Source organism: Pararoseomonas sp. SCSIO 73927 (assembly GCF_037040815.1).
Lineage (GTDB): Bacteria > Pseudomonadota > Alphaproteobacteria > Acetobacterales > Acetobacteraceae > Roseomonas.
This window is the reverse complement of the sequence record NZ_CP146232.1, coordinates 5,439,420-5,465,726: the sequence shown is the minus strand read 5'-3', so window position 1 is coordinate 5,465,726 and position 26,307 is coordinate 5,439,420. Positions and strand designations below refer to the sequence as shown.

The 26,307-nt window shown below is 69.2% G+C and carries 23 protein-coding genes and 1 tRNA gene; 23 read left to right on the top strand and 1 reads right to left on the bottom strand.

What is annotated here, in order from left to right; all coding sequences use genetic code 11:
- The first annotated feature begins 1 nt into the window (after position 1).
- The 3 genes from tuf (VQH23_RS25885) to VQH23_RS25875 all read left to right on the top strand — a co-directional run bounded on the left by tuf (VQH23_RS25885) (position 2) and on the right by VQH23_RS25875 (position 3,555).
- Entirely contained in the window at positions 2-1,189 is a 1,188-nt protein-coding gene (gene tuf, locus VQH23_RS25885) for an elongation factor Tu (protein ID WP_338663542.1), read from the top strand.
- 130 nt (positions 1,190-1,319) lie between these two features.
- Positions 1,320-2,882, top strand: coding sequence for a hypothetical protein (locus tag VQH23_RS25880; RefSeq protein WP_338663557.1), 1,563 nt, complete (start codon positions 1,320-1,322; stop codon positions 2,880-2,882).
- 10 nt (positions 2,883-2,892) lie between these two features.
- Entirely contained in the window at positions 2,893-3,555 is a 663-nt protein-coding gene (locus tag VQH23_RS25875) for a cytidylyltransferase domain-containing protein (protein WP_338663556.1), read from the top strand.
- Positions 3,556-3,562: 7 nt separating this feature from the next.
- Here VQH23_RS25875 and VQH23_RS25870 read toward each other — a convergent pair whose 3' ends face one another.
- The gene (locus VQH23_RS25870; protein WP_338663555.1) at positions 3,563-4,624 is read right to left on the bottom strand and encodes a glycosyltransferase family 4 protein; all 1,062 of its coding nucleotides are present in this window, start codon (positions 4,622-4,624) and stop codon (positions 3,563-3,565) included.
- 257 nt (positions 4,625-4,881) lie between these two features.
- On the opposite strand from VQH23_RS25870, the gene VQH23_RS25865 reads away from it, so the two are divergent.
- From VQH23_RS25865 to VQH23_RS25770, 20 genes are all read left to right on the top strand, one after another.
- On the top strand, positions 4,882-6,717 hold the full coding sequence (locus VQH23_RS25865; protein ID WP_338663554.1) for an ABC transporter ATP-binding protein: 1,836 nt from the start codon (positions 4,882-4,884) through the stop codon (positions 6,715-6,717).
- Between the two features lie 177 nt (positions 6,718-6,894).
- On the top strand, positions 6,895-7,323 hold the full coding sequence (locus VQH23_RS25860) for an RDD family protein (protein WP_338663553.1): 429 nt from the start codon (positions 6,895-6,897) through the stop codon (positions 7,321-7,323).
- A gap of 10 nt (positions 7,324-7,333) precedes the next feature.
- Positions 7,334-8,446, top strand: a complete 1,113-nt coding sequence (locus tag VQH23_RS25855; protein ID WP_338663552.1) for a hypothetical protein — start codon at positions 7,334-7,336, stop codon at positions 8,444-8,446.
- 92 nt (positions 8,447-8,538) lie between these two features.
- A tRNA-Trp gene (locus tag VQH23_RS25850) sits at positions 8,539-8,615 on the top strand.
- An 88-nt stretch (positions 8,616-8,703) separates the two neighbouring features.
- On the top strand, positions 8,704-8,898 hold the full coding sequence (gene secE / locus VQH23_RS25845; RefSeq protein ID WP_338663551.1) for a preprotein translocase subunit SecE: 195 nt from the start codon (positions 8,704-8,706) through the stop codon (positions 8,896-8,898).
- 83 nt (positions 8,899-8,981) lie between these two features.
- Entirely contained in the window at positions 8,982-9,518 is a 537-nt protein-coding gene (nusG, locus tag VQH23_RS25840; RefSeq protein WP_338663550.1) for a transcription termination/antitermination protein NusG, read from the top strand.
- A gap of 152 nt (positions 9,519-9,670) precedes the next feature.
- Positions 9,671-10,438, top strand: a complete 768-nt coding sequence (allE, locus tag VQH23_RS25835; protein WP_338663549.1) for a (S)-ureidoglycine aminohydrolase — start codon at positions 9,671-9,673, stop codon at positions 10,436-10,438.
- Positions 10,439-10,657: 219 nt separating this feature from the next.
- Complete coding sequence (gene rplK, locus VQH23_RS25830; RefSeq protein WP_338663548.1) at positions 10,658-11,092, top strand: 50S ribosomal protein L11; 435 nt, start codon at positions 10,658-10,660, stop codon at positions 11,090-11,092.
- Between the two features lie 3 nt (positions 11,093-11,095).
- Complete coding sequence (rplA, locus tag VQH23_RS25825) at positions 11,096-11,791, top strand: 50S ribosomal protein L1 (protein ID WP_338663547.1); 696 nt, start codon at positions 11,096-11,098, stop codon at positions 11,789-11,791.
- Between the two features lie 322 nt (positions 11,792-12,113).
- A complete protein-coding gene (gene rplJ / locus VQH23_RS25820; RefSeq protein WP_257715112.1) occupies positions 12,114-12,650 on the top strand; it encodes a 50S ribosomal protein L10 in 537 nt (178 codons plus the stop codon).
- Positions 12,651-12,738: 88 nt separating this feature from the next.
- Positions 12,739-13,122, top strand: a complete 384-nt coding sequence (gene rplL / locus VQH23_RS25815; RefSeq protein ID WP_338663546.1) for a 50S ribosomal protein L7/L12 — start codon at positions 12,739-12,741, stop codon at positions 13,120-13,122.
- A 193-nt stretch (positions 13,123-13,315) separates the two neighbouring features.
- Positions 13,316-17,509 carry a DNA-directed RNA polymerase subunit beta gene (rpoB, locus tag VQH23_RS25810; protein WP_338663545.1) on the top strand — a complete coding sequence of 1,398 codons (4,194 nt, stop codon included), beginning with the start codon at positions 13,316-13,318 and terminating at the stop codon, positions 17,507-17,509.
- A 96-nt stretch (positions 17,510-17,605) separates the two neighbouring features.
- Positions 17,606-21,844: a DNA-directed RNA polymerase subunit beta' gene (rpoC, locus tag VQH23_RS25805; protein ID WP_338663544.1), complete on the top strand. Its 4,239-nt coding sequence runs from the start codon at positions 17,606-17,608 to the stop codon at positions 21,842-21,844.
- A 397-nt stretch (positions 21,845-22,241) separates the two neighbouring features.
- The gene (gene rpsL, locus VQH23_RS25800) at positions 22,242-22,613 is read left to right on the top strand and encodes a 30S ribosomal protein S12 (protein ID WP_073139794.1); all 372 of its coding nucleotides are present in this window, start codon (positions 22,242-22,244) and stop codon (positions 22,611-22,613) included.
- Positions 22,614-22,624: 11 nt separating this feature from the next.
- The gene (gene rpsG, locus VQH23_RS25795) at positions 22,625-23,101 is read left to right on the top strand and encodes a 30S ribosomal protein S7 (RefSeq protein WP_338663543.1); all 477 of its coding nucleotides are present in this window, start codon (positions 22,625-22,627) and stop codon (positions 23,099-23,101) included.
- Between the two features lie 34 nt (positions 23,102-23,135).
- Complete coding sequence (gene tuf / locus VQH23_RS25790) at positions 23,136-24,323, top strand: elongation factor Tu (RefSeq protein ID WP_338663542.1); 1,188 nt, start codon at positions 23,136-23,138, stop codon at positions 24,321-24,323.
- 6 nt (positions 24,324-24,329) lie between these two features.
- The gene (gene rpsJ, locus VQH23_RS25785) at positions 24,330-24,644 is read left to right on the top strand and encodes a 30S ribosomal protein S10 (RefSeq protein WP_043835383.1); all 315 of its coding nucleotides are present in this window, start codon (positions 24,330-24,332) and stop codon (positions 24,642-24,644) included.
- A gap of 20 nt (positions 24,645-24,664) precedes the next feature.
- On the top strand, positions 24,665-25,351 hold the full coding sequence (gene rplC, locus VQH23_RS25780) for a 50S ribosomal protein L3 (RefSeq protein WP_338663541.1): 687 nt from the start codon (positions 24,665-24,667) through the stop codon (positions 25,349-25,351).
- A 10-nt stretch (positions 25,352-25,361) separates the two neighbouring features.
- Positions 25,362-25,982: a 50S ribosomal protein L4 gene (gene rplD / locus VQH23_RS25775; protein ID WP_338663540.1), complete on the top strand. Its 621-nt coding sequence runs from the start codon at positions 25,362-25,364 to the stop codon at positions 25,980-25,982.
- 41 nt (positions 25,983-26,023) lie between these two features.
- Positions 26,024-26,305: a 50S ribosomal protein L23 gene (locus tag VQH23_RS25770; protein WP_338666163.1), complete on the top strand. Its 282-nt coding sequence runs from the start codon at positions 26,024-26,026 to the stop codon at positions 26,303-26,305.
- Positions 26,306-26,307 lie beyond the last annotated feature (2 nt).

The window sequence follows — 26,307 nt, the reverse complement described above, 5'->3', positions numbered from 1 at the left end:
AATGGCGAAGGCGAAGTTCGAGCGGAACAAGCCGCACTGCAACATCGGGACGATCGGCCATGTGGATCATGGCAAGACGTCGCTGACGGCTGCGATCACGAAGGTGCTGGCGAAGTCGGGCGGTGCGTCGTTCACGGCGTACGACCAGATCGACAAGGCGCCCGAGGAGCGGGCGCGCGGCATCACGATCTCGACGGCGCACGTCGAGTACGAGACGGCCAACCGCCACTACGCGCACGTGGACTGCCCCGGCCACGCCGACTACGTGAAGAACATGATCACGGGCGCGGCGCAGATGGACGGCGCGATCCTGGTGGTGTCGGCGGCTGACGGCCCGATGCCGCAGACGCGCGAGCACATCCTGCTGGCGCGCCAGGTCGGCGTTCCCGCGCTGGTGGTGTTCCTGAACAAGGTCGACATGGCGGACCCCGACCTGCTGGAGCTGGTCGAGATGGAGGTGCGCGAGCTCCTCTCCTCCTACCAGTTCCCGGGCGACGACATCCCGATCATCCACGGCTCGGCGCTGATGGCGCTCGAGGACAAGCAGCCCGAGATCGGCGAGAACGCGATCCTGAAGCTGATGGAGGCGGTGGACGCCTACATCCCGCAGCCGGAGCGCCCGAAGGACCTGCCGTTCCTGATGCCGATCGAGGACGTGTTCTCGATTTCCGGCCGCGGCACGGTGGTGACGGGTCGCGTCGAGCGCGGCATCGTCAAGGTGGGCGAGGAGGTCGAGATCGTCGGCCTGAAGGACACCGTGAAGACGACGGTGACCGGCGTCGAGATGTTCCGCAAGCTGCTCGACAGCGGCGAGGCGGGCGACAACATCGGCGCGCTGCTGCGCGGCACGAAGCGTGAGGACGTGGAGCGCGGGCAGGTTCTGTCCAAGCCCGGCGCGATCACGCCGCACACCTCCTTCAAGGCCGAGGCCTACATCCTGACGAAGGAGGAGGGCGGCCGCCACACGCCGTTCTTCACGAACTACCGGCCGCAGTTCTACTTCCGCACGACCGACGTGACGGGCGTGGTGCAGCTGCCGGAGGGCGTGGAGATGGTGATGCCGGGCGACAACATCGCGATGACGGTCGAGCTGATCGCCCCGATCGCCATGGACCAGGGCCTGCGCTTCGCCATCCGCGAGGGCGGCCGCACCGTCGGCGCCGGCGTCGTGGCCAGCATTCAGAAGTAATCCCCGGCCGCAAGGCCCGGGAGGAAGGGGGCGGGCTGCCGGAAGGCGGCCCGCCCCTTTTTTGCTGCGCGCCCGCTTGGCAAGCCCGGCCCGCGTTGCCAGCCTGCGTCCCGCCCGTCAGGAGGTCCGGTTGAGCAACAGCCCGTTGAGCAGCCCGTCTGCGCCAGGGCCGACGCGCGAGGAGCGGCACGCCGCAGCGCGGTCCGCGGCCTTCGAGCTCGCGGAGCTGATGGGCTTCGATCCGCTCTTCTTCCACTTCCCCGGCCGTGAGGCGGATCGCGCCCTGCACGGATCGGCCGCGCTCGCCGCCGAGTTCGAGCTGGTGGATCACTTCGGGCGCTTCGGTCCCGGCACGGGGCGCCGGGGCACCGATCCCGGCCTGCGCGAGCGCACCAGGGCCGCCTATGCGCGCCAGGCCTGGATGCCGGTCTTCCACGCGGCTAACGCTGCCTTCCTGGCCCATGAGGCCGCGCCGGGCCTGCCCTCGCCCCTTTCCGGGGGGCAGGCGACGGTGCTCGGCAGCGTGACGGTGCAGCACCAGCAGTTCACGCTGGCGCTCGACGGGGGGCGGCCGATGATCCTCATGACCATCGGCTACCTCCCGGTGGGCATCCTCTACCCGACCGAGAGGCTCTTTCTCGTCACGACGGATTTTGGGCTGAACATGCCGCTCATGCCCCGCGTGATGCTGGACGCGATCCTCACGCGGCCTCTCCCCTGGATGAACTGGATCCGGACGGCGCGCGCCGGGCACCTCCGCCAGGCCTATGTCATCGGGGACAACCGGCCCGGCCACTTTATCAAGCAGAGCCTCGCCTTCCTGGACCGGCACGAGGCCGACCTGATCGGCTTCGCCGGCCGGGGCGGGCTGCTGGTGCAGGTGCCGGACTGGTGCGCCATGGACCCCTTCACGATTATTCCCGCCTTGGCGCCGCTGGAGCGGGTGAGCGTGGAGAGCGCAGCGCTGCTCGACCGCATCCTGGCGGAGGGGTGGGACGCGCACCGGGTCTATCGTTTCAGCACGCACGCCAACCCGCTCTGGCTTCGCCGCCGCTTCGAGGCCATCGCGCCCGGAGAGGAGATGGGAGAGGAGGCGCTGCCGGAGCGGCGCTTCCGCGTGATGATCTCGATCGACGCGGAGCGCCAGCGCGTCCTGAACCAGGAGGAGGCGTTCCGGTACGTCCTCACCCGGCTCGGCGAGGCCTGCGCCCGGGACGGGCGCGACCTGGAGGTGGCCTGGGACGGGTGGACCGTCCCCGACAGGCCCGCCGCAAAGGATCTCGAGGTCATCGAGCGGATCGAGGGCATCGTCGCCCGGATCCTGGAAGGACTACCGGTCCGGATCGCGCGCCAGCACCGGTTCTACGGCCGTTCGGCGCAGGCCAAGGTCGCCCTCACGGCGGGATGCGACCTGGCCTTCGTCACCCAGGGCACGGGTGCCGTGATCCCCTGCTGGCTGCTCCGGCGCCCGACCATCGTCTACCACGTGGCCAGCATGGTCCGGGACCGCTCCTGCCTCGACGAGGGGGCCGCCTTCTCCGTGGACCAGCGGGCGGTGGAGGAGCCCGGGGATCCCGAGCTGGTGGCGCGCCGCTGCTTCCGCCTCGCGCCCTGGGGCCTGGAGGAGGCGATGCAGCGCGCCCTGGCCGGAAGCCTGCCCCCCGGAAACCCGGCCCTGGGCGTGGCGAGCTGAGGAGAGCATCGTGCCCGGCATCACCGCCTTCGTGCCTATCCGCCTGAACAGCACGCGGGTCGCGCGGAAGAGCATCCGCCCGCTCGGCGGCAAGTCGCTCTCCCGCTACCTGCTGGAGACGCTCCTCGTAACGCCCGGGCTGGACCGGGTGTGCGTCTACTGCTCGGACGAGGCGGTACGGGACCACCTGCCGGACGGTGTCGAGTTCATCCTCCGCCCGGCGGAGCTGGATGGCGACAGCACTCTCGGCGTGGAGATCTACCGGGCCTTCCTGGCGGCGGTGAGGAGCGACTTCTACCTGCTGGCCCACGTGACCTCGCCCTTCATCCGGCCGGCCACCTTTGCCGGCGCGATCGAGGCGGTGCGGCGGGGGACCCATGATTCGGCCCTGACTGTGCGGCCGATCCAGACCTTCTGTTGGTACCGGGGCCGGCCGCTGAACTACGAGCTGACCCATGTGAAGCGGACCCAGGACCTGGAGCCCGTCCACGCAGAGACCAGCGCCTGCTACCTGTTCCCGCGCGGGCTGATGGAGACGGAGGGGCGGCGGGTGGGCAGCAACCCCTACTTCATCGTCACGGACTTCCCGGAGGACATCGACATCGACACCGAGGCCGATTTCCTCCTGGCCGAGGCCTGGCTGCGGTCGCAGCAGGCCGGCGGGGCCGGGTAGGCCGGGTTCAGTCCCCCGCCGCGAGCCGGATGCGCGGGCGGGTCTCCGTCCGCATCCGCTCGAACAGGGCCTCGTAGTCGGCCGCCATGCGGTCGGCGGTGAAGCGCTCCTCGAAGCGCGCGCGGATCTTCGCCCGGTCCAGCTCGCCCAGCCGGGCGACGGCGGCCGCGGCCTCCCTCTCGTCGCGGACGATGAAGCCGGTCAGCCCGTCCTCCACCACCTCCGGCACGGAGCCGGCGGGGTAGGCGATCACGGGGGTGCCGCAGGCCATCGCCTCGATCATCACCAGGCCGAAGGGCTCCGGCCAGTCGATCGGAAGCAGCAGGGCGCGGGCGCCGGAGAGGAAGCCGGGCTTCCGCAGGTCGCAGATCTCGCCGACGAAATCGACGTCGGCGCCGCCGAGCAGGGGTTCGATCTCCTTCGCGAAGTACTCGGCATCCACCCTGTCCACCTTCGCGGCCATCTTCAGCGGCACGCCGGAGAGGCCGGCGATCTTGATGGCGCGGTCCGGCCGCTTCTCCGGGCAGATGCGTCCGAGGAAGGCCAAGTAGCCGTCCGAGCCGTCCCCCTGGGGCGTGAGAAGGTCCTTCGGCAGCCCGTGCTGGATGGTGGCGGCCCAGTTGGCGCGGGGCAGGGGGCGGCGCTGGGAGTCGGAGATGGAGACCACCCGCGCCTCGGGGAAGGCGTCGAAGACCGGCTCCAGTTCCGGCAGGTCCAGGCGGCCGTGCAGGGTGGTGACCCAGGGCACGGACTGCCGGCTGAAGAGGGAGAAGGGCAGGTAGTCCAGGTGGAAGTGGATGACGTCGAACTCCGCCGCCCGGCGGGCCACCGTCTCCAGCATCAGCATGTGGGGGGCGCAGGCGTCCCGCACGGTGGGGTCCAGGCGCAGGGCCTTCTCGCGGATCGGGACGAGGTTGGCCTTCGTCACCGCGTCCCCGGTGGCGAAGAGGGTCACCTCGTGTCCGCGCTCCACCAGCGCCTCCGTCAGGAAGGAGACGATCCGCTCCGTCCCGCCGTAGAGCTTCGGGGGAACCGCCTCGTGCAGCGGCGCGACCTGGGCGATACGCATCAAGACTTCTCCTGCAAGGGGGCGCCTCCCGCCGCTTAACTTTTCTTGCTTCTCCTCCCAACGCAGAGATTGCGGCCGAAAAGGGGCAGCCGCGTCCAGATCCCGCCAGAAACCCCCATCCTCTCCGGCGTTCTCACGTCAGGCAGGGCCCGACAAGGGCCGGCCCGGCCGCGCGCGGTGGCCGGGAGAGGAGGAAAGCACGGTCTCAAGGAGGAATCGCGTCCCGGCCGCGCCGGGACCGGCGAGAAGGATTTGGCATGTCGGCAACCGTCTTCGGCGCCCCCCGGACGACACGGCGCGCGCAAGCGGGCCTGGCCCAGCCATCCCACCCGCGGGATGAGCGGGCGGCGCTGCTGCCCTATGCCGAGCGGCCGATCGCCTTCCTGCTGCGCTACGTCATGCTGCACCGGGCGGCGCATGCGGTGGTGCTGGCGGCGGTGCTGGCGGCGGTGGGCTGCTCCGTCGGCTCGCAGTACGCGGTGAAGCACCTGGTGGACACGCTGGCGGCCGGGCCCGGCGCCGGCGGCGCCCCCTGGATGGCCCTGGGCGTGCTGGCGACGATCGTGGCGGGGGACAACCTGCTCTGGCGGCTCGGCGGCTGGATCGCGGCGGACAGCTTCACGCGCGTGACGGGCGACCTGCGCTCCGACCTATTCCACCACCTCTCCGGCCACGCGCCTGACTACTTCGCGGAGCGCTCCCCCGGGCTGATGGCCGGGCGGATCAGCGCCACGGCGAATGCGGCCTGGACCGTGCTCTCCACCATCACCTGGAACGCGCTGCCGCCGATGGTGGCCGTGCTCGTCGCCAACGCCTTCCTGGCGGGGGTGGACCCGGTGATGGCGGGGGTGCTGTTCACGGTTGCCGCCGGGATGGCGGCGCTGCTGACCTGGGCGGCCGGGCGCGGGCGCGACCTGCACCAGGACTACGCCGCCAAGGCCGCGGCGGTGGATGGCGAGCTGGTGGACGTGGTGCAGAACATCGGCCTCGTCCGCGCCTTCGGCGCCACGATCCGGGAGAGGCAGCGCTTCGGCACCACGGTCGGGCAGGAGGTCGCCTCCCGCAAGCGCAGCCTGCGCTACCTGGAGAAGCTGCGCCTGGCCCATGCCGTGGCGACGGTGGCGCTGACGGTGGGGCTGCTCTGCTGGGCGCTGCTGCTGTGGCAGGCCGGGCGGGCGACCACGGGCGACGTGGTGATGGCCTGCGGGCTGGGCTTCGTGATCCTGCACGGCACGCGCGACCTGGCGGTGGCGCTGGTGGAGCTGACCCAGCACGTGGCGCGGCTGTCCGAGGCGGTGAAAGCCCTGCTGGTGCCGCACGCCCTGGCGGACCGGGAGGACGCGGCGCCGATCCGGCCGCGCGGCGGGGCGGTGGCCTTCCAGGACGTCTCCTTCGCCTATCCCGGCACCGGCCACGTGCTGCGCCACTTCGACCTCTCCATCGCGGCGGGGGAGAGGGTGGGGCTGGTCGGGCGCTCCGGCTCCGGCAAGTCCACGGCACTGGCGCTGCTGCAGCGGCTGGGCGCGCCGGGATCGGGGCGGATCCTGATCGACGGGCAGGACATCGCCGGCGCCACCCAGGCGAGCCTGGCGGCGGCGCTGGCGGTGGTGCCGCAGGACGTATCCCTGTTTCAGCGATCGGTGCTGGAGAACATCCGCTACGGCCGCCCGGACGCGACGGATGCCGAGGTGATGCGCGCCGCCGAGGCCGCGCACTGCCGGGAGTTCATCGAGGCCTTGCCGCAGGGCTTCCGGACGGAGGTGGGGCAGCGCGGCGCGCGCCTCTCCGGCGGGCAGAGGCAGCGGCTGGCGATCGCCCGCGCGCTGCTGAAGGACGCGCCAATCCTGCTCCTGGACGAGGCGACCTCCGCGCTCGACACGGAATCCGAGGAGGCGGTGCAGGCGGCGCTGGAGCGGCTGATGCGCGGGCGCACGGTGATCGCGGTGGCGCACCGCCTCTCCACCCTGCGCGGCTTCGACCGGATCGTGGTGGTGGGCGAGGGGCAGGTGCGGGAGCAGGGATCGCCCGCCGAGCTGGCCGCCCGGCCCGGGCCTTGGCGGGCGCTGCTGGAGGTGCCTGAGGCCGTCGCCTGACAGGGCTGGCGTAGGGGCGCACGGCCGCCATACGGCGTCACCTACCGGCCTGCCGGCACGGGGATCGCGGCCTTCAGCCCAACGAACTGACTGGTTGGAAACGGCGGCCGGGGGGCTGACGGGAGGGCTGGACAAGCCATCTTCCGCCACGGAGAAGGGACGGAGGTGGAGGGCGGCATGTCCGATCGGCACGGGGTGGAGCTGGCGGATTTCTGGTCGCGCACCGCGGCGCAGCTGATCGACGCGGCGTGGATGCTGCCCCTGGGCTTCGTCCTCGTGACGCTCGGGGAGGGGGTGCGCGGTGGGCAGGCCCTCTCCGCCGGCGCCGACCTCCTGCTCCAGCTCATCTCCGCCCTCATCATCCTGCAGTTCTGGGTCACGCGGCAGGCCTCTCCGGGCAAGATGCTGATGCGGCTGCGGGTGGTGGACGCGGAGACGGGCGGCATGCCGCCCTTCCCGCGGCTGGTGGCCCGCTACGTCGGCTACATCATCTCCGGCCTGCCGCTGGGACTGGGCTATTTCTGGATGCTCTGGGATCCGCGCCGGCAGTGCTGGCACGACCGGCTGGCCCGCACCCTGGTGGTGCAGGACCCGCCGCGCGGCTGAGGGCGCGGCGGTGCCCCTGACGGACGAGGCCGCGCTGGCGATCCCCGAGGGGACGGCGCTGGAGGCGGCGTTCTGGAAAGGGCGGACGGATTTCTGGCCCCTGGTCCGGAAGATGGCGCGCGAGACCTGGCGCGTGGCCGACCCCATGCCCGCCATCCGGATCCTGCAGGGCGTGACGCGCCCGACCTGGACCATGGCGCACCGGGTAGAGGCGCCGGAGTACCGGGCGATGCGGGACGGTGTGGTGGAGGTGCTGGCGGCCGCCAACGCCCCCCTGCTGCTCCACTCCCCGCACGAGCCGCTGCCCGCTGGTAGTGCCGACCGGCCTCCGGTGCGGCTGACCTGGCACAGCAACGGCAAGGCCACGGGCCGCTGGCACTACAAGGCGGGCGCGCTGCCGCACATGCTCCTCTTCGACCGGCTCGGGTACTCCGGCTGGTCGGAACTCGCCGCGCTGGAGCGGCGGGACCTGTTGGCGGTGGACGCCGCCACGGCGGAGGCCTTCCACGAGGGAACCACCCGGCCCTGGCTGGCGGAGGGGCGGTCCAAGTACCGGCAGGACGCCTCCGTGCCGGTGGAGGGGGAGGGGTTCGTCTTCCTCCCGCTGCAACTCCCCAACGACTCGGTGATCGCGCTGAAGCTCTTCGAGGCGCCCTACCTGGAGGGGGTGCGGCGCATGGTGGCGGCCCTGGCCGGGGCGGGGATCCCCGTGGTGATCAAGCGCCACCCGCACTGCACGGACCCGGCGGTAGGCCGCTTCCTGGAGGCGCTGCCTGCCGGCCCCGTCTCCGTCAGCCGGGCCTCGGTCCACGCCCTGATCCCGCGGGCGCGGGCCGTGCTGACCGTCAACTCCGGCGTGGGATTCGAGGCGCTGCTGCACGCGCGGCCGGTGGTTGCGGCGGGAAAGGCGGAGTACCGGGCGGTAGCGACGGAGCTGGCCGATCCCGAAGCGGCGCCGGCCGCTATCGCCGCGGCCGAGGCGGCGCACGACCCGGACCTTGTCCGGCGCTACCTGTTGCTGGCGCTGCGCCAGTACGGGATCGATCTGCGCGACCCCGTCTCGTTCCAGCGGGCCGTGCTGCGGGTGCTGTGCCAGGACTACATGGAGCGGCTCCCGCGCTAGGCGTGGCGCGCCGCCCGCCTGTTCCATGGCCGCCCCCTCTCGACAGGCGCCGCGGCTTGCCGTAAGGCACGCCCCCTGCGCGGACCCGCCTTAGGGGCGTAGCTCAATTGGCTAGAGCGCCGGTCTCCAAAACCGGAGGTTGGGGGTTCGAGACCCTCCGCCCCTGCCAGGGCGGGCCGCGCATGACCATTTTTCGGCATGGCGCCGGACCGTCCCTGGGCCCCACCAGCGGGCCCCGCGCCGGGAGGGCGCCTGACGTGGCCGGTTTCAATCCTGTGGGCTACTTCCGCGATGTCCGCCAGGAGATCGGCCGCGTCACCTGGCCGAGCCGGAAGGAGACGCTGATCACCACGGGGCTCGTGCTCGCCCTGTCGGCGCTGGCGGCGGTGTTCTTCCTGGTGACGGACTGGCTCATCCAGCTCGGCATGCGCCTGCTTTTCGGCTTCGGCTGACCGCACTCATTCCGCGCCGCGCCGGAGGCCCCGGGGACGCCCGGGCCGGAGGCGGCGGCGCCACAGATCGGAGGTTCACGGCCATGGCCGACAAGAAGTGGTACGTGGTCCACGTCTACTCGGGCTTCGAGAAGAAGATCGCCCAGCAGATCAAGGAGCAGGCCGCCCAGAAGGGCCTGGCCGACCGGATCGAGGACGTCCTCGTCCCCTCCGAGGAGGTGGTCGAGGTGCGCCGCGGGCAGAAGGTGAACACCGAGCGCAAGTTCTTCCCCGGCTACGTGCTGGTGAAGATGGAGATGACGGACGACGCCTGGCACCTGGTGAAGGACACGCCGAAGGTCACCGGCTTTCTCGGCGCCCGGAACAAGCCCAGCCCGATCCCGGAGCGGGAGGCGATGCGGATGCTTCAGCAGGTGCAGGACACCGTGGAGAAGCCCCGCCGCCCCGCCATCACCTTCGAGGTGGGCGAGAACGTCCGCGTGGCGGACGGCCCCTTCACCAGCTTCAACGGCGTGGTGGAGGAAGTGGACGAGGAGAAGGGCCGGGTGAAGGTCTCCGTCTCGATCTTCGGCCGCGCGACGCCGGTGGAGCTGGAGTACGGGCAGGTCGAGAAGGCCTGATCCGCCGGGGCCCGCCCCAGGGTTTCGAAGGGCCGTGCCGGGCAACCGGCGCGGCCCTTTCCGATTCCTGCGCTTCCGCTTCCGGCAGGCCGCTTGCTTGATGGCGGGCGGGCGGCATGGTGCCGCTATTCCCTTCGTCCTGAGGCAGGTCCATGCGCGTCCCCACCCACAACCCCCCGCCCGGCATCATCGGCCACAACCGGACGATGCTGATGCCGGGCTACTGCGTCTTCCCGCCCGAGGGGATCATGGACAGCCTGCTGCCGAACTGGCCGGGCGTGACCGTGCGGTTCCAGACCAGTCGCAGGATGGGCGCGGGCTTCGCCCAGGCCCTGCTGATCCTGCCGCCGGGGACGGGGAGCGCGGGGGCGGTGGATGACGGGGTGCAGGCCTTCCTCTACGTCCAGGACGGGACGCTGGAGGTGACCGTGGAGGGGGCGGCCCATCCTCTCGGCACGGGTGCCTACGTGTACGTGCCGCAGGGTGTCCCCTACTCCGTGCGGAACGCCGGGCAAGGCGAGGCGAGGGCGATCTGGGTCCGCAAGCCCTACCAGCCCGCGTCCGGGGTGCCGGCGCCGAATGTGATCCTGGGGCACCGCGACACGGCGCTGAAGGAGGAGAGCGGGCCGCGCTGGCGGCACTGCCTGATCGGGCTGCGCGACATGCCCATGGACTTCGAGATGAACATCATGTGCTACGCGCCCGGCGCCCATTTCTGGTGCATCGAGACGCATGTGATGGAGCATGGGATGGTGATGCTCCAAGGGCAGGCGCTGCAGCTGCTAGGGCGGGACTGGCACGAGCTCTGGGCGGGCGACTTCGTCTGGATGGGCCCCTACGTGCCGCAGCAGATCTACGCGACGGGCAACGAGGTCTGCGAGTACCTGCTGTACAAGGACGTGAACCGGGACGTGATCTGATCGGGAATCCGATCCGGGCGGCTGAAGGGGTGGCCGGGGGTGAAACTATTTCTGGACTCGCCGGCCGCCCCCGCCTATAAGCCGCCCCCGCGCCGGCCGGGCCGGGGATGATTTCCCCGCCCGGCCGCCGCGCGTTTTCAGGAACGCGGGAGGCCAGCGCCCCGACTTGTGGGGCGGGCCGCCGGTACCGCGGGCCTCTGATCGAGAGAGGTGCCAGAGATGGCGAAGAAGATCGTCGGCTACATCAAGCTGCAGATCCCGGCGGGCAAGGCGAATCCGTCCCCGCCGGTGGGTCCGGCGCTGGGTCAGCGCGGCCTGAACATCATGCAGTTCGTGAAGGAATTCAACGCGGCCACCCAGGGCATGGAGCCCGGGACCCCGACGCCGGTGGTGATCACCGCCTACTCGGACCGCACCTTCTCCTTCATCACCAAGACCCCGCCCAACACCTACTTCCTGCTGAAGGCGGCGAAGATCGAGAAGGGCAGCCAGACCCCGGGCAAGGGTGGCATCGTCGGCCGCGTGACGAAGACGCAGCTGGCCGAGATCGCCAAGGTGAAGATGAAGGACATGAACTGCGAGACCGAAGAGGCCGCGGTTCGGATGCTGGCCGGCTCCGCCCGCGCCATGGGCATGAGCGTGGTGGAGGGCTGATCGATGGCCAAGCAGGGCAAGCGTCTCCGCAAGATCGCCGAGGGCACGGACCTCGAGAAGAACTACGCGCTGGCCGAGGCCATCGCGACGGCCAAGGCGAACGCCAACGCCAAGTTCGACGAGACGATCGAGATCTCGATGAATCTCGGCATCGACCCGCGCCACGCCGACCAGATGGTCCGCGGCGTGGTGGGCCTGCCGAACGGCACGGGCAAGACCGTGCGCGTGGCCGTGTTCGCCCGTGGCCCGAAGGCGGACGAGGCCCGCGCGGCCGGCGCCGACATCGTGGGCGCCGAGGACCTGATGGAGACGGTCCAGGGCGGCACGATGGACTTCGACCGCTGCATCGCTACCCCGGACATGATGGGCCTGGTGGGCCGTCTCGGTAAGGTTCTCGGCCCGCGCGGCCTGATGCCGAACCCGAAGCTCGGCACCGTGACCATGGACGTGAAGGGCGCGGTCTCGGCCGCCAAAGCCGGCCAGGTGGAGTTCCGCGCGGAGAAGGCGGGCATCGTGCACGCCGGCATCGGCAAGGCGAGCTTCGAGTCCGAGAAGCTGCTCGAGAACGCCAAGGCCTTCGTGGACGCCATCCAGCGCGCCCGCCCGACGGGCGCCAAGGGCACCTACGTGAAGAAGGTGGCCGTGTCCTCCTCCATGGGCCCCGGCCTGAAGGTGGATGTGGCGAGCCTCTCCGCCTGAGTCTGACGCCTCGGGCCGTGCGGCCCGGGGCACGAGATACGCCCACCCCCGAAGGGGTGGGCGGGCAGGGCGGGGAAACTCGCCTGACCTGTCCGAGACCCGGTGTGCCTGCTGAGGCTTGATGGGCGAGAGCCCGCAACGGGGAGACGGGGTGCCAGAGACGATGATCCGCCGGGCCCTTCACCATGATGGGCCCCGGCGGGCTTGGCTTGGCTTCCGGCTTTTTCTGACAGGCGAACCGGGGTGACCCTTTTCGGGGCCGCCCCCGTGTGAACCGGCCGGGGCCCCTCCACCAGGCACCGGCTTTTCGTAGGAGACGGGAATGGACCGTACGGAGAAGCGCGAGTTCGTCGCCACCCTCGGTTCGGTGTTCGCCGACACCTCCTTCGTGCTCGTCGCCCAGAACAACGGGCTGACGGTCGCGGCGGTGGATGATCTGCGGCGCCGGATGCGGGCGGCCGGTGCGACGTACAAGGTCGCGAAGAACCGGCTGGCCAATCTCGCCCTCGAAGGCACCCGCTTCCAGGGCATCTCGCCGCTGCTGAAGGGCCCGACCGCGCTCGCGTGGTCGAAGGACCCGGTGGCCGTGGCGAAGACCGCCGTGGAGTTCGCCAAGGGTAACGACAAGTTCGTGATCCTGGGCGGGGCAATCGGGACGCAGACCCTCGACGTCAATGGCGTCAAGGCTCTGTCCGAGCTGCCCTCGCTCGAGACGCTGCGGGCGCAGCTGCTGGGTCTGATCCAGACCCCGGCGACGCGCATCGCGGGCGTGCTGCAGGCTCCGGCCGGGCAGCTGGCGCGGGTGTTCAAGGCCTATGCCGACAAGGATGGGTCCTCCGAGGGCGCGGAAGCCGCCTGAAACGCCGTATCCCCGGGTGGGTTGCCCATGAAGGCGGCACCCGGGGTTGCAAACGTCAAGTCAAGCCATTAGATCGAAGGATACAATCATGGCCGATCTCGCGAAGCTCGTTGACGAGCTGTCCTCCCTCACCGTCCTGGAGGCCGCCGAGCTCTCCAAGATGCTCGAGGAGAAGTGGGGCGTTTCCGCCGCGGCGCCCGTCGCCGTGGCCGCTGCCCCGGCTGCTGGTGGTGGCGCTGCTGCCCCCGCCGCTGAGGAGCAGACGGAGTTCACCGTGATCCTTGCCGCCGGTGGCGACAAGAAGATCAACGTGATCAAGGAGATCCGCACCATCACCGGTCTCGGCCTGAAGGAGGCCAAGGACCTGGTCGAGGGCGCTCCGAAGACCGTGAAGGAAGGCGTCTCCAAGGACGAGGCGGAGAAGATCCGCAAGGTCCTCGAGGAGAACGGTGCCAAGGTCGAGGTCAAGTAAGACCTCGGTCGGCGATCCCCTGCCCTTCGGGGCGGGGGAACAGAGTGGTTAAGGGCCGGGCGGAGACCTTCGGGTTTCCGCCCGCGCCCGCTTTTCGCCGGAGCGCAGGTGCGGTCCGGTGGCGATGTCGGGGAGGGCAGGGCGCGCGGCGGCGCCCGGGTCTCCTCGAAGGACGAGAGGACGCAGGGCTGGCATGAACGCGATCTCGAAGGGTGGTTTCGAGGGCAGGGGCCTCACGGGGCGCAAGCGCATCCGCAAGTCTTTCGGGCGGCTGCCCGAAGTGGCGCCGATGCCGAACCTCATCGACGTGCAGCGCGCCTCCTACGAGGCCTTCCTGCAGATGGAAGTGGCGGCGGAGATGCGCTCCTCCTCCGGCCTCCAGGAAGTTTTCAAGAGCGTCTTCCCGATCAATGATTTCGCGGGCCGCGGCAGCCTGGAATTCGTGCGCTACGAGTTCGAAGAGCCGAAGTACGACGTGGACGAGTGCATCCAGCGCGGGCTGACCTATGCCGCCCCGTTGAAGGCCCATCTGCGCCTGATCGTCTGGGACATCGACGAGGACACCGGTTCCCGCTCGATCCGCGACATCAAGGAGCAGGGCGTGTACATGGGCGATATCCCGCTCATGACGGATAACGGCACCTTCATCGTCAACGGGACCGAGCGCGTCATCGTCTCCCAGATGCACCGCTCCCCCGGTGTGTTCTTCGACCACGACAAGGGCAAGACCCACTCCTCGGGCAAGTACCTCTTCGCCGCCCGGGTGATCCCCTATCGCGGCTCCTGGCTGGACTTCGAGTTCGACGCCAAGGACATCTGCTACGTGCGCATCGACCGGAAGCGGAAGCTGCCGGCGACGACGCTGCTCTATGCCCTGGACTCCGCCGAGACGCAGGAGAAGCGCGCCGGGCGCGACACGCCGCTGGAGCCGGGCGAGGTGCGCGGCATGGACGCGCAGGAGATCCTCGGCACCTTCTACAACCAGGTGCTCTTCGCGTTCGGCAAGCAGGGCTGGTCGCGCCCCTACGAGCCGGACGCCTTCCGCGGCCTGAAGCTGACCGAGGACCTGGTGGACGCCGCCACGGGTCAGGTGGTGGCCGCCAAGGACACGAAGCTGAACCCGCGCGCCGCCCGCAAGATCGCGGAGGAGGGCACGAAGGAAGTGCTCGTCTCCCGCACCGACCTGCTGGGCCGCTTCGTGGCCGAGGATCTGGTGGACATGACCACCGGCGAGATCCACGCCGAGGCCGGTGAGGAGCTGACCGAGGCGAAGCTGGCGGCCATTGAGGCCGCGGGCTACGACCGGCTGCCCACCCTGGCGATCGACGCGACGGTCGGCCCGTGGATGCGCAACACGCTGGCGGTGGACAAGAACACCAGCCGCGACGACGCGCTGATGGACATCTACCGCGTGATGCGCCCGGGCGAGCCGCCGACGCCGGAGACGGCCGAGACGCTGTTCCGCGGCCTGTTCTTCGACGGCGAGCGCTACGACCTCTCCGCCGTCGGTCGCGTGAAGATGAACATGCGCCTGGGCTTCACCCTGGACCAGGTGCCGGATACCCAGCGCACCCTGCGCAAGCAGGACATTCTGGCGACCGTGAAGACCCTGCTGGAGCTGAAGGACGGCAAGGGCCAGATCGACGACATCGACAACCTCGGCAACCGCCGCGTGCGCTCTGTCGGCGAGCTGATGGAGAACCAGTACCGCGTCGGCCTGCTCCGCATGGAGCGCGCCATCAAGGAGCGGATGGGTTCGGTCGACATCGACACGGTGATGCCGACGGACCTGATCAACGCCAAGCCGGCGGCGGCGGCGGTGCGCGAGTTCTTCGGCTCCTCCCAGCTGTCCCAGTTCATGGACCAGACCAACCCGCTGTCGGAGGTGACGCACAAGCGCCGCCTCTCGGCGCTTGGCCCGGGCGGTCTGACGCGCGAGCGCGCCGGCTTCGAGGTGCGCGACGTGCACCCGACGCATTACGGCCGCATCTGCCCGATCGAGACGCCGGAAGGCCCGAACATCGGCCTGATCAACTCCCTCGCCACCTTCGCCAAGGTGAACAAGTACGGCTTCATCGAGACGCCGTACCAGATGGTGCGCGACGGCAAGATCACGGGCGAGCCGCGCTACCTCTCCGCCATGGAGGAGGAGAAGCTGGTCGTCGCCCAGGCGGATGCCGAGGTGGACCGCGAGACGGGCGAGTTCCGTTCCGAGCTCGTCTCCGTGCGGCAGTCCGGCGACTTCCGGCTGGTGAAGCCGGAGGAGGTGACGGCGATCGACATCTCGCCGAAGCAGCTGGTCTCCGTCGCCGCGGCGCTGATCCCGTTCCTCGAGAACGACGACGCCAACCGCGCGCTGATGGGCTCCAACATGATGCGGCAGGCCGTGCCGCTGGTGAAGTCCGACGCCCCGCTCGTGGGCACGGGCATGGAGGCCGCGGTGGCGCGGGACTCCGGCGCCAGCATCGTGGCGCGCCGCGACGGCGTGGTGGACAGCATCGACGGCGCGCGCATCGTGGTGCGCGCGACGGCCGAGGACGGCACGACCCAGGGCGTGGACATCTACCGCCTGCGGAAGTTCCAGCGCTCCAACCAGTCCACCTGCATCAACCAGCGCCCGCTGGTCCGCGTGGGCGACGAGGTACGGAACGGCGATATCATCGCCGACGGCCCCTCCACGGAGCTGGGCGAGTTGGCGCTGGGCCGCAACGCGCTCGTCGCGTTCATGCCGTGGAACGGGTACAACTTCGAGGACTCCATCCTGATCAGCGAGCGCATCGCCCAGGATGACGTGTTCACGTCGATCCACATCGACGAGTTCGAGGTCTCCGCCCGCGACACGAAGCTCGGCCAGGAGGAGATCACCCGCGACATCCCGAACGTCGGCGAGGAGGCGCTGCGGAACCTCGACGAGGCCGGCATCGTCTACATCGGCGCCGAGGTGCAGCCGGGCGACATCCTGGTGGGCAAGGTGACGCCGAAGGGCGAGAGCCCGATGACGCCGGAGGAGAAGCTTCTCCGCGCCATCTTCGGCGAGAAGGCCTCCGACGTGCGCGACACGTCGCTGCGCCTGCCGCCGGGCGTATCCGGCACGATCGTGGACGTGCGCGTCTTCTCCCGCCGTGGCGTGGACAAGGACGAGCGCGCCATGGCGATCGAGCGCGCGGAGATCGAGCGCCTGGCGAAGGATCGCGACGACGAGCGGGCGATCCAGGAGCGGTCCTTCACGGGGCGGCTGCGCGAGATCCTGCTGAACCGCAAGGCGGGCGGCGGCTTCAAGGGCGTGAAGCAGGGCACGGTCATCACCGACGAGGTGCTGGGCGAGTTCAACCGCATGACCTGGCGCCAGATCTCCGTCTCGGACGACGCGGCCCAGGCGCAGCTCGAGGCGCTGAAGCGCGAGTTCGACGCGGCCGTGGAGCGGCTGCAGAAGCGCTTCGAGAGCAAGGTCGAGAAGCTGCAGCGCGGCGACGAGCTGCCGCCCGGCGTGATGAAGATGGTCAAGGTGTTCGTGGCGGTGAAGCGCAAGCTGCAGCCGGGCGACAAGATGGCCGGTCGTCACGGGAACAAGGGTGTCGTCTCCCGCGTGGTGCCGATCGAGGACATGCCGTTCCTCGAGAGCGGGCAGCCGGTGGACCTCGTGCTGAACCCGCTGGGTGTGCCCTCGCGCATGAACATCGGGCAGATCCTCGAGACGCACCTGGGCTGGGCTTGCGCGAACATCGGGAAGCAGATCGGCGAGGTGGTGGAGGACTACCGCCGCGCCGGCGCCGCCCGGGACGCGCTGATCGAGAAGCTGCGCGAGGTCTACGGGGACGAGATCACCGACCGTGACATCGTCAACATGGACGAGGCGCAGCTGCTGGAGCTCGGCGAGAACCTCAAGGGCGGCGTGCCGATCGCGACGCCGGTCTTCGACGGCGCGCGCATCTCGGACATCGAGGGGCTGCTGGAGAAGGCGGGCCTCGACACCTCCGGCCAGATGCAGCTGGTGGACGGGCGCACGGGCGAGCTGTTCGAGCGCAAGGTCACCGTTGGCTACATCTACATGCTGAAGCTGCACCACCTGGTGGACGACAAGATCCACGCCCGCTCCATCGGCCCCTACTCGCTCGTTACCCAGCAGCCGCTGGGCGGCAAGGCGCAGTTCGGCGGCCAGCGCTTCGGCGAGATGGAGGTCTGGGCGCTGGAGGCTTACGGCGCCGCCTACACGCTGCAGGAGATGCTAACGGTGAAGTCGGACGACGTGTCCGGCCGCACCAAGGTCTACGAGGCGATCGTCCGCGACCAGGACAGCTTCGAGGCTGGCATCCCCGAGAGCTTCAACGTTCTGACCAAGGAGCTGAAGAGCCTTGGCCTGAATGTGGACCTCGAGAACCGCGGCTAAGGTCTGACAAGGATCGCGCCGGCCCCTTCCCAGCGGGGCCGGCCGCTGATTGTGCCGTGGTCACGCACGGCAGGCTGGACTTAGAAGGAAGGCCCCATGAACGAGCTGATGAAGATCCTTGGCCAGACCGGCCAGGCCGTCACCTTCGATCAGATCAAGATTACCATCGCCTCCCCGGAGCAGATCCGCTCCTGGTCCTACGGCGAGATCAAGAAGCCCGAGACGATCAACTACCGCACCTTCAAGCCGGAGCGGGACGGGCTGTTCTGCGCGCGCATCTTCGGTCCGATCAAGGATTACGAGTGCCTGTGCGGCAAGTACAAGCGGATGAAGTTCCGCGGCATCATCTGCGAGAAGTGCGGCGTCGAGGTGACGCTGGCCAAGGTGCGCCGCGAGCGCATGGGCCACATCGAGCTCGCCTCTCCTGTCGCGCACATCTGGTTCATGAAGTCCCTGCCCAGCCGCGTCGGCCTGATGGTCGACATGTCGCTGAAGGAGCTGGAGAAGGTCCTGTACTTCGAGAGCTACGTGGTTCTCGAGCCCGGCCTGACGGACCTCAAGCTGCACCAGCTGCTGACCGAGGACGCCTACCAGACGAAGATGGACGAGTTCGGCGAGGACGCCTTCACCGTCGGCATCGGTGCCGAGGCGGTGAAGACGATGCTGACCGGCATCGAGCTGGACAAGGAGAGCGCCCGGCTTCGCGCGGAGCTGAAGGAGACGACCTCCGAAGCGAAGCGCAAGAAGCTGGTGAAGCGGTTGAAGCTCATCGAGAGCTTCAACGAGGGCGGCGCGCGGCCGGAGTGGATGATCCTGGACGTGGTGCCGGTGATCCCGCCCGAGCTGCGCCCGCTGGTTCCGCTGGACGGCGGCCGCTTCGCGACCTCTGACCTGAACGACCTGTACCGCCGCGTCATCAACCGCAACAACCGCCTCAAGCGCCTCATCGAGCTGCGCGCGCCGGACATCATCGTGCGCAACGAGAAGCGCATGCTGCAGGAGGCCGTTGACGCGCTGTTCGACAACGGCCGCCGCGGCCGCGCGATCACGGGCGCCAACAAGCGCCCGCTGAAGTCGCTCTCCGACATGCTGAAGGGCAAGCAGGGCCGGTTCCGGCAGAACCTGCTAGGCAAGCGCGTCGACTACTCCGGCCGTTCGGTGATCGTGGTCGGTCCCGAGCTGAAGCTGCACCAGTGCGGCCTGCCGAAGAAGATGGCGCTCGAGCTGTTCAAGCCCTTCATCTACTCGAAGCTCGAGAAGTACGGCCACGCCACCACCATCAAGGCCGCTAAGCGGATGGTGGAGAAGGAGCGTCCCGAGGTGTGGGACATCCTGGAGGAGGTGATCCGTGAGCACCCGGTGATGCTGAACAGGGCGCCGACGCTGCACCGGCTGGGCATCCAGGCCTTTGAGCCGATCCTCGTCGAGGGCAAGGCGATCCAGCTGCACCCGCTGGTCTGCACCGCCTTCAACGCGGACTTCGACGGCGACCAGATGGCCGTGCACGTCCCGCTGAGCCTTGAGGCCCAGCTGGAAGCGCGCGTGCTGATGATGTCCACGAACAACATCCTCAGCCCCGCGAACGGCAAGCCGATCATCGTGCCGTCCCAGGACATCGTGCTGGGCCTCTACTACCTCAGCCTGGAGACGCCGGAGTTCCGCGCGAACAAGGCCGATATCGAGGCCAAGCGCGCGCTGATCGCCGGCACCTCCGGCAAGTCGGCCGACAAGCTGACGGCCGATGAGAAGGCGGCGCTCTCCTTCCGTCCGACCGTGTTCGACGGGCTGGGCGAGGTGGAGCAGGCGCTGGCCGCCGGCGCCGTCACGCTGCACACCGCGATCCTGGCCGCCGTGCCGGGCTTCAAGGACGGCAAGCCCGCCCGTGAGACGGTGATCACCACGCCGGGCCGGCTGATGATGGGCACGCTGCTGCCGCATCATCCGAACGTGCCCTACGAGATCATCAACCGGCAGCTGACGAAGCGCAGCATCTCCGACGTGATCGACGCCGTGTACCGCCACTGCGGCCAGAAGGAGTCGGTGATCTTCGCCGACCGCCTGATGGGCCTTGGCTTCCGGAATGCGGCGAAGGCCGGCATCTCCTTCGGCAAGGACGACATGATGATCCCGGCCTCCAAGGCCGAGATGATCGACCGCACCAAGGGCGAGGTGAAGGAGTTCGAGCAGCAATACCTCGACGGCCTGATCACCGCCGGCGAGCGGTACAACAAGGTCGTCGACGCCTGGTCGCGCGCCACTGAAGAGGTGGCGGGCGCGATGATGAAGGAGATCTCCCGCCAGGAGATGGGCAAGCAGACCAATTCGGTCTGGATGATGTCCCACTCCGGCGCGCGCGGGTCGCCGGCGCAGATGCGCCAGCTGGCCGGCATGCGCGGGCTGATGGCCAAGCCCTCGGGCGAGATCATCGAGCAGCCGATCATCTCGAACTTCAAGGAGGGGCTGACCGTCCTTGAGTACTTCAACTCCACCCACGGCGCCCGCAAGGGCCTCGCGGACACGGCGCTGAAGACGGCGAACTCGGGCTACCTGACCCGCCGCCTCGTGGACGTGGCGCAGGACTGCATCATCGTCGACAATGACTGCGGAACGGAGCGCGGCATCACGGTTCGCGCCGTGATGGACGGGGGCGAGGTCGTCTCCTCCCTCTCCGAGCGGATCCTGGGCCGTACCATCCAGCGCGAGGTCACGGATCCGGAGACGGGCGAGGTGGTCGCGGCGCGGGACTCGCTGGTGGACGAGGTGATGGCCGACGCCGTCGAGAAGGCCGGGGTGGAGGAGGTCTACATCCGCTCCGTCCTGACCTGCGACGCGCGGCAGGGCGTCTGCGGCATGTGCTACGGGCGCGACCTTGCCCGCGGCACGCCGGTGAACACCGGTGAGGCGGTCGGCGTCATCGCCGCCCAGTCGATCGGTGAGCCGGGCACGCAGCTGACCATGCGCACCTTCCACATCGGCGGTGCGGCGCAGCGCTCGGCCGAGCAGGCGCATGTCGAGGCGACCGGCGACGGCACCGCGAAGGTGCTGAACAAGCAGGTTGTCACCAACTCCGAGGGCGTCTCGATCGTGATGAGCCGCAACTGCGAGATCGTGCTGAGCGATGCGCAGGGCCGCGAGCGCGCCCGCTACCGCGTGCCCTACGGCGCGCGGCTGCTGATCGCGGACACGGCGGAGGTGACCCGCGCCCAGAAGCTGGCGGAGTGGGACCCCTTCACCCTGCCGATCATCATCGATCGCGCCGGTACGGTTGAGTACACCGACCTGATCGAGGGCTTCACCCTCTACGAGGAGACGGACCCGGTGACGGGCCTGTCCTCCAAGGTGGTGCGCGAGCCGGTGGAGCGGGCGAAGAACGCCAATCTCCGCCCCAGCATCGTGCTCCGCGAGGGTGGGAAGGTCGTGGCGCAGTTCGCGCTCCAGCCGGCCTCGATCCTGAACGTGGAGAACGGCGCCACGGTCCATGCCGGCGACATCATCGCCCGGCTGCCGCGCGAATCGTCCAAGACCCGCGACATCACGGGCGGCCTGCCGCGCGTGGCGGAGCTGTTCGAGGCGCGCCGGCCCAAGGACGCCGCGATCATCAGCGATGTCGACGGGCGGGTGGAGTTCGGCAAGGACTACAAGGCCAAGCGCCGCATCGTGGTGGTGCCGGAGGCGGTCGGCGACGAGCAGCCGGCCTCCCGCGAGTACCTGGTGCCCAAGGGCAAGCACGTCTCCGTCCAGGAGGGCGACTATGTCCGGGCCGGCGATCCGCTGGTGGACGGCCCGCGCGTGCCGCATGACATCCTGCGCGTGCTGGGCGTCGAGGCTCTCGCGAACTACCTCGTGAACGAGATCCAGGACGTCTATCGGCTGCAGGGCGTGAAGATCAACGACAAGCACATCGAGGTGATCGTCCGCCAGATGCTGCAGAAGGTCGAGATCATCGAGCCCGGCGACACGACCTACCTCATCGGCGAGCAGGTGGACCGCATCGAGTTCGACATCGAGAACGAGAAGCGGCTCGCGGTGAAGGAGCGGCCCGCCCGGGCCGAGCCGGTGCTCCAGGGCATCACCAAGGCGAGTCTCCAGACCAACTCCTTCATCTCGGCGGCCTCCTTCCAGGAGACGACCCGGGTGCTCACGGAGGCGGCGGTGGCCGGCAAGGTGGACCGGTTGGAGGGCCTGAAGGAGAACGTGATCGTCGGGCGCCTGATCCCGGCGGGCACGGGCTCCGTGATGAACCGGCTGCGGTCCCTGGCGGCCCAGCGGGACAAGGGGCGGCTGCCCGCCGGCCAGCCGGCGCTGCCCGGTGGCGAGCAGCAGGCCGCCGAGTAAGTCTCTGGAATTGGGCTAAATTTGGTCGCCCTGCGAGGCGGTCGGGCTTGCATCGGGCGGGGCGGGGAGAGGATCCCGGCCCCGCCCGAATCACGTGGCGTAATATGCTTGACTCACGGGGGTAGGGGGGGTAGGTGTCCGCCCCTCTACGGGCCTTACGGCATCGCCCCCTCGTCCTGACGAACGGGGCTGCGTCATCAGGTTCGAACGGGTTTGGACGACGACATCTAGCGTCGCCGTAGCCACCGCCTCTCAAATGAACACGGTCCAACGAGGCCGGGTTCCACGGGCGGGTCAGGCCGGGGACGGGGAAGTAGCCCGCAGGGCCGCGAACGCGGCCAGGCGGGCGCCTTCGCTTGGGATGAAGTCGGACGCAGAAGGGTTACGAAGGGGCGTCATGCCGACGATCAACCAGCTTATCGCGCAGGGGCGCGAGCCGAAGCCGAGCCGCAACAAGGTGCCGGCCCTGCAGAGCTGCCCCCAGAAGCGCGGCGTGTGCACGCGCGTCTACACCACCACGCCGAAGAAGCCGAACTCGGCGCTTCGTAAGGTCGCCAAGGTGCGCCTGACGAACGGCTACGAGGTGGTGAGCTACATCCCCGGCGAGGGGCACAACCTTCAGGAGCACTCGGTCGTCCTGATCCGCGGCGGCCGCGTGAAGGACCTTCCGGGCGTTCGCTACCACATCCTGCGCGGCGTGCTCGACACCCAGGGCATCGCCAAGCGGCGCCAGCGCCGTTCGCTGTACGGCGCCAAGCGGCCGAAGTGAGGAACTGAGAGATGTCGCGTCGTCACCGCGCAGAGAAGCGCGAGGTCCTGCCGGATCCGAAGTTTGGGGATCTCGTTCTCAGCCGTTTCATGAACGTGCTGATGTACGACGGCAAGAAGAGCATCGCCGAGGGCATTGTGTACGGCGCCATGGACACGCTGAAGAAGCGTGGCGGCGCGAACAGCGACCCGCTGCGCCTGTTCCACGAGGCGATGGACAACGTGAAGCCGGCGGTCGAGGTGCGGTCCCGTCGCGTCGGCGGCGCCACCTACCAGGTGCCCGTCGAGGTCCGCCCGGAGCGGCGCCAGGCCCTCGCGATCCGCTGGATCATCGAGTCCGCCCGCAAGCGCGGCGAGCACACGATGGAGGATCGCCTCTCCGCCGAGCTGATGGACGCGGCGAACAACCGCGGCGCCGCTGTGAAGAAGCGCGAAGACACGCACCGGATGGCCGAAGCCAACAAGGCCTTCAGCCACTACCGCTGGTAACCCATAGAAGACCCATCCGGGCAGAGGCACGACAATGGCGAAGGCGAAGTTCGAGCGGAACAAGCCGCACTGCAACATCGGGACGATCGGCCATGTGGATCATGGCAAGACGTCGCTGACGGCTGCGATCACGAAGGTGCTGGCGAAGTCGGGCGGTGCGTCGTTCACGGCGTACGACCAGATCGACAAGGCGCCCGAGGAGCGGGCGCGCGGCATCACGATCTCGACGGCGCACGTCGAGTACGAGACGGCCAACCGCCACTACGCGCACGTGGACTGCCCCGGCCACGCCGACTACGTGAAGAACATGATCACGGGCGCGGCGCAGATGGACGGCGCGATCCTGGTGGTGTCGGCGGCTGACGGCCCGATGCCGCAGACGCGCGAGCACATCCTGCTGGCGCGCCAGGTCGGCGTTCCCGCGCTGGTGGTGTTCCTGAACAAGGTCGACATGGCGGACCCCGACCTGCTGGAGCTGGTCGAGATGGAGGTGCGCGAGCTCCTCTCCTCCTACCAGTTCCCGGGCGACGACATCCCGATCATCCACGGCTCGGCGCTGATGGCGCTCGAGGACAAGCAGCCCGAGATCGGCGAGAACGCGATCCTGAAGCTGATGGAGGCGGTGGACGCCTACATCCCGCAGCCGGAGCGCCCGAAGGACCTGCCGTTCCTGATGCCGATCGAGGACGTGTTCTCGATTTCCGGCCGCGGCACGGTGGTGACGGGTCGCGTCGAGCGCGGCATCGTCAAGGTGGGCGAGGAGGTCGAGATCGTCGGCCTGAAGGACACCGTGAAGACGACGGTGACCGGCGTCGAGATGTTCCGCAAGCTGCTCGACAGCGGCGAGGCGGGCGACAACATCGGCGCGCTGCTGCGCGGCACGAAGCGTGAGGACGTGGAGCGCGGGCAGGTTCTGTCCAAGCCCGGCGCGATCACGCCGCACACCTCCTTCAAGGCCGAGGCCTACATCCTGACGAAGGAGGAGGGCGGCCGCCACACGCCGTTCTTCACGAACTACCGGCCGCAGTTCTACTTCCGCACGACCGACGTGACGGGCGTGGTGCAGCTGCCGGAGGGCGTGGAGATGGTGATGCCGGGCGACAACATCGCGATGACGGTCGAGCTGATCGCCCCGATCGCCATGGACCAGGGCCTGCGCTTCGCCATCCGCGAGGGCGGCCGCACCGTCGGCGCCGGCGTCGTGGCCAGCATTCAGAAGTAAAGAACCATGGCCGCTGACGCGCAGAACATCCGGATCCGCCTCAAGGCGTTCGATCACCGCGTGCTGGATGGCAGCACGCGGGAGATCGTGAACACCGCGAAGCGGACCGGCGCTCGGGTGCGGGGTCCTATCCCGCTCCCGACCCACATCGAGCGGTTCACCGTGAACCGTTCTCCGCACGTCGATAAGAAGTCGCGCGAGCAGTTCGAGATCCGGACCCATCGCCGCCTTCTGGACATCGTCGACCCCACCCCGCAGACCGTGGACGCGCTGATGAAGCTCGACCTCGCCTCCGGCGTGGACGTCGAGATCAAGATCTGAGTTCGAGGGGCGCACACACCATGTCCGCGAAAGATGGCCGCACCGGCCTGATCGCCCGGAAGCTGGGCATGTCCCGGCTGTTCAACGAGGACGGCTCCACCGTGCCGGTGACGCTGCTGCACGTGGATAACGTTCGCGTCGTGGCGGTGCGCTCCGCCGAGAAGGACGGGTACACGGCCGTCCAGCTCGGCGCTGGGCAGGCGAAGCCGAAGAACGTGTCCAAGCCGAACCGCGCCCACTTCGCCAAGGCCGGCGTTGAGGCGCCGATGAAGGTGATGGAGTTCCGCACGGCCGCCGACGCCGTGCTCGAGGCGGGCGCGAAGCTCTCCCCCGCGCATTTCGTGAAGGGGCAGAAGATCGACGTCACCGGCGTGACCAAGGGCAAGGGGTTTGCCGGCGCGATGAAGCGCTGGAACTTCTCGGGCCTCGAGGCCTCGCACGGCGTGTCGATCTCCCACCGTTCGCACGGCTCCACGGGCAACCGGCAGGATCCGGGCAAGACGTTCAAGAATAAGAAGATGGCCGGCCACCTCGGCGTCGAGCGCGTGACGACCCAGAACCTGGAGATCGCCGGCGTGGACGTGGAGAAGGGCCTGCTCTTCGTGAAGGGCGCCGTTCCCGGCGCCGCGAACGGCTGGGTGATGGTGCGCGACGCGGTGAAGCGGAAGCGCCACGCCGATGCGCCGTACCCGGCCGCGACGGCCTGAGGATCAGGTGATGCAGGTAAAGGTCATCACGCTCGACAATGCCGAGGCCGGCGAGATCGAGCTTCCCGCGGAGGTGTTCGGCGCCGAGCCGCGCGCCGACATCATGGCGCGGGTCGTGCACTGGCAGTTGGCAAAGCGCCGCGCGGGCACGCACAAGGTGAAGGGCATGGGCGAGGTCTCCGGGACCACCAAGAAGCCCTATCGCCAGAAGGGCACGGGCAGCGCCCGCCAGGGCTCGCTGCGCGCGCCGCAGTTCCGGACCGGTGGCACCGTCCACGGCCCGGTTGTGCGCAGCCATGAGTACAGCCTGCCGAAGAAGGTCCGCCGCCTGGGCCTGATCAGCGCGCTGAGCGAGAAGGCCGCGAACGGCAAGCTGGTGGTGCTCGACGCCGCCGCGCCGGGCGAGGCCGCCAAGACGAAGACCCTCGCCGCGCAGGTGAAGGCCTTCGGCTGGGACAGCGCTCTGTTCTTCGACGCGACGCCGGATGCCGGCTTCGTCCGCGCCGCGCGGAACCTGCCGAAGTTCCAGGTTCTGCCGACCGTCGGCGCCAACGTGTACGACATCGTGCGCCACGACGTGCTCGTCGTGACCCGCGCGGGTGTCGAGGCCCTGAAGGAGCGCCTGTCGTGAGCGAGACCAAGGCCAAGCCGCCGGTCATCTCGCGGGAGCGGATGTACCAGCTGATCGTCGCCCCGGTGATCACCGAGAAGGCGACGATGCTGAACGAGGTGGGCCAGGTGACCTTCAAGGTCGTCTCGGACGCGACGAAGCCGGAGATCAAGGCGGCGGTCGAGGGCCTGTTCGGCGTGAACGTCACCGCCGTGAACACGGTGGTGGTCAAGGGCAAGTCCAAGCGGTTCCGCGGCCGTCCCGGCCAGCGCTCCGACTGGAAGAAGGCGATCGTCAGCCTGGCCGAGGGCCAGAGCATCGATCTGACGACGGGGCTCGCGTAAGC